The sequence below is a fragment of the Streptomyces glaucescens genome, from assembly GCF_002154375.1.
Classification (GTDB): domain Bacteria; phylum Actinomycetota; class Actinomycetes; order Streptomycetales; family Streptomycetaceae; genus Streptomyces; species Streptomyces glaucescens.
Genome location: NZ_MUND01000015.1, coordinates 346 through 4,232 on the forward strand (window position 1 = coordinate 346; position 3,887 = coordinate 4,232).

The 3,887-nt window shown below is 72.0% G+C and carries 3 protein-coding genes; 1 reads left to right on the top strand and 2 read right to left on the bottom strand.

Features of this window, described 5'->3' with window-relative positions; all coding sequences use genetic code 11:
• Positions 1 to 1,795 (top strand): ABC transporter permease (locus tag CCN42_RS01055; RefSeq protein WP_422641157.1); only part of this gene is annotated, 1,795 nt, incomplete at its 5' end.
• A gap of 65 nt (positions 1,796 to 1,860) precedes the next feature.
• Here the strand turns inward: CCN42_RS01055 and CCN42_RS01060 are convergent.
• Together CCN42_RS01060 and CCN42_RS01065 are read right to left on the bottom strand one after the other, a co-directional pair.
• Positions 1,861 to 3,165 carry an SAM-dependent methyltransferase gene (locus tag CCN42_RS01060; protein WP_086732635.1) on the bottom strand — a complete coding sequence of 435 codons (1,305 nt, stop codon included), beginning with the start codon at positions 3,163 to 3,165 and terminating at the stop codon, positions 1,861 to 1,863.
• Between the two features lie 142 nt (positions 3,166 to 3,307).
• A partial coding sequence (locus tag CCN42_RS01065) for a hypothetical protein (protein WP_211294606.1) occupies positions 3,308 to 3,887 on the bottom strand: 580 nt, incomplete at its 5' end.

Below are 3,887 nucleotides of genomic sequence, written 5' to 3' on the forward strand. Positions count from 1 at the left end.
GCAGCGGCTCGCCGACGACCAGGCCGAGATGATCGCCTCGCAGATGAGCGGGATGAAGCAGGGCCTGCTGGTGTTCGCCGGCATCGCGCTGTTCGTCGGCACCTTCATCATCGCCAACACCTTCACCATGCTGGTCGCCCAGCGCACCAAGGAGCTGGCGCTGCTGCGCGCGGTCGGCGCCTCCCGCCGCCAGGTCACCCGGACGGTGCTGATCGAGGCGTTCGTGGTGGGTGTCGTCGCCGCGGTGACCGGCCTGGTCGCGGGCGTCGGCATCGGCGCGGGCCTGCGCTCCCTGATGGGCTCCCTCGGCGAGACCGTGCCGGACGGCCCGCTGGTGATCACCCCCGGCACCGTCGGCGCCGCGCTCGCCGTCGGCGTCCTCGTCACCATGCTGGCCGCCTGGCTGCCGGGCCGCCGCGCGGCGAAGATCCCGCCGGTGGCCGCGATGAGCAGCGTGCACGCCAAGGCCTCCGTGAAGTCGCTGGTCCTGCGCAACACGATCGGCGCCCTGTTCTCGGCGGCGGGCGTCGCGGTCGTCCTCGCGGCGACCACCATGAGCGGCTCGGACGGGCAGGCACCGATGGGCCTGGGCGCCTGTCTGCTGATCATCGGCGTGTTCGTGCTGACCCCGCTGCTGTCCCGGCCGCTGATCGCCGCTGCGGCGCCGGTGCTGCGGCTGTTCGGGGTGTCGGGCAAGCTGGCCCGCCAGAACTCGGTGCGCAACCCGCGCCGTACCGCCGCCACCGCCTCCGCCCTGATGATCGGCCTGACCCTGATCACCGGTATGACGGTGATGGCGGGCAGTCTGCAGAAGTCGATCGACAAGATGGCCTCGGAGGCGATCCGCGCGGACTACGTCGTCTTCATGGCGAACGGCAACGCCCTCTCGCCGGACGTCGAGAAGGAACTGAAGGAGACCGAGGGCGTCACCGCCACCAGCCCGATGCGCAACGCGGCCGCCCGGATCGGCGGCGAGACCGAGTACCTGACCGGGGTCGACGGCGCCACCTTCGGCGACCTGACGAAGCTGCCCGTCGAGGACGGCGCCTTCAAGGTCGGCGGCGACCGCGTGGTCGTGGACGAGGACACCGCGAAGTCCCGCGGCTGGACGGCCGGCTCGTCCTTCACCGCGTCGTTCGAGGACGGCAAGAAGGAGAAGCTGACCGTCGCGGGCGTCTACCAGGCCAACGAGATGATGAGCGGGATCATGCTCGACCTCGCCACCCTCGCCCCGCACCAGACCGACCCGGCCGACATGCAGGTCATGGTGAAGACCGCGGACGGCACGTCGGACGCGACGAAGAACCGGCTGGAGCAGGCCCTCGGCTCCAACCCGGCGATCAAGGTCCAGGACAAGAAGGACATCTCCCAGGACATCGCGCAGATGTTCACGATGATGCTGAACATGCTCTATGGCCTGCTGGCCATGGCGGTGATCGTGGCCGTCCTCGGTGTCATCAACACCCTGGCGATGTCGGTCTTCGAGCGCTCCCAGGAGATCGGCATGCTTCGCGCGATCGGCCTGGACCGCACCGGCATCAAGCGGATGGTCCGCCTGGAGTCCCTGGTCATCTCGCTCTTCGGCGGGGTGCTCGGCATCGGCCTCGGCGTGTTCTTCGGCTGGGCGGCCGGGGAGCTGATGGCGAGCAGCATGGCGACGTACGAGCTGGTCCTGCCCTGGACCCGGATGGCCGTGTTCCTGCTGCTGGCGGCCGCGGTCGGGGTCCTGGCGGCGCTGTGGCCGGCCCGCCGGGCGGCCCGGCTGAACATGCTGACGGCGATCAAGTCCGAGTAGCCACCGACGCCACAGGCGAGGGCCCCGCACCCACCCGGGTGCGGGGCCCTCGCCGCGTTCCTGCGTCAGTCGTTCCAGGTCCGCGCCCGCAGCGGCATCCCGGCGGCTCCGGACTCGGGCGTCCGCACGGCGAGCACCTGGTTCACCCCGATGCGGTTGCGCTCGAAGGCCAGCGCGGAGGCGGCCATGTACAGCCGCCAGACCCGGGCACGTCCCGGGCTGGTCAGCCGCACCGCCTCCGCCCAGCCGGACTCCAGGTTGGCGACCCAGCGGCGCAGGGTGAGCGCGTAGTGCTCGCGGATCGACTCCACGTCGCGCACCTCGAACCCGGCGCGCTCCAGCTGGCCCACGGTGGTGCCGATCGGGGCCAGCTCGCCGTCGGGGAAGACGTAGGCGTCGATGAACTCGTCGACGTCGTACACCGACTCGTCGCGCCGCGGCCGCCGCGCGATCTGGTGGTTGAGCAGGCGCCCGCCCGGCTTGAGCAGCGCGTACAGGTTCCGGGCGTACTTCAGGTACTGCTCCGCCCCCACGTGCTCGGCCATGCCGATCGACGAGATCGCGTCGTACGGTCCGTCGACGACGTCGCGGTAGTCCTGCACCCGGATCTCCACCCGGTCGGTCAGCCCCTCGTCGGCGACCCGCTTGCGGGCGTACGCCGCCTGCTCCTGCGAGAGCGTGATGCCGACGACGTTCACCCCGTGCTCACGGGCGGCGTGGATGGCCATGGACCCCCAGCCGCAGCCGACGTCGAGCAGCCGCTGGCCCGCACTCAGACCGAGCTTGCGGGAGACCAGCTCCAGTTTGTCCCGCTGGGCGTCCTCCAGGGTGCCGCCCTCCGCCTCGGGGGCCTCCCAGTAGGCGCACGAGTAGACCATCGACGGGCCGAGCACCAGCTCGTAGAAGTCGTTCCCGACGTCGTAGTGGTGGCTGATGGCGCGCTTGTCGGTGCGTCTGGTGTGCAGGTGGGCCCGCCGCCGGCGGGCCTCCTCCCTCGGTGGCGCGGGCGGCAGCGCGGGCCCGGCCATCCGCACCAGCCCGCGCACGGCGGCCCGCACCTCGGGTTCCCGCAGGGCCTGCGCGAGGGTCCGGGCGTCCTCGTCCCGTTCCCAGATCAGCCCCGCCATCAGCTCCAGGACCGCGTACAGGTCCCCCTCGACCTCCAGCTCCCCCGCCACCCAGGCGCGCGCCAGCCCCAGCTCGCCCGGCTTCCACAACAGCCTGCGCAGCGCCCGCCGGTGACGCACCACCAGCATCGGCGCGTCCGGCGGACCGGCCTGAGAACCGTCCCAGGCACGAATACGGACCGGGAGCGGTGCTCCCAGCACCTGCTCCAAGAGCCCCTTCAGCCGCGGCGCGGCGTCCGACATGGTGCACACCTCCGTGACAGCGATCCCGGAAAGTCCGACACCACGTAAACACCTACGGAGCGTCGCCGCAGTCCCCCACGCGCGTTACGTCTGTGCAAAACCCTTGCAGGGGTGCGGATTCGGCCGTCGCCGTCCGGCCGTCTCAGAGCAGGGCGGCGCTGCTCAGCACCAGATCGGCCGTCCGCTTCTCGGCCCCCGTGGCCGGCTGCACGACGGCGAGGAGGAACGCCACCCGGTCGTCGTCCACGGCGACGACCGTCATCCGCAGGTGGCCCGTCCCGTTCTCGCCGTCCGTCACCTTCAGGGTGACGGTGTGGGCGGGGCGGCCGTCGACGGTCGTCGCCTCGGACTCCGTGACGGTGGACCGGCCGTCGGGGTGGAAGAAGACGGCGTTGGAGCGGGCCCAGCGCTCGGTGGCCGCGCCCAGTTGCGCGCGCGGGACTCCGTCGCCTCGCCCGGCGGCGACGATGCTGCCGCCCTGCCCGCCCGGGTGTTCGCGGGTGACGGAGGACGTGAAGCTGTTGATCAGGTCGCCGTCGCCGCGCTGCCAGCCCTCGGGGACGGCGTACGACAGCCCGGCCGCCCTGTCCTCGACGCGGGGGCGGCCGGCCAGCGGCTCGTCGTCACCGCCGTTCAGGGTCCGCCAGACCACGAACCCACCGCCGGCGAGAGCGAGTACGAGCGTCACCACGAGGGTGGTCAAGAGGGCCGGCCGGCGCCGG

Excerpts from the sequence above, each read along its gene's own strand:
- CCN42_RS01060 (WP_086732635.1), bottom strand. The coding sequence starts at position 3,165 with ATGTCGGACGCCGCGCCGCGGCTGAAGGGGCTCTTGGAGCAGGTGCTG.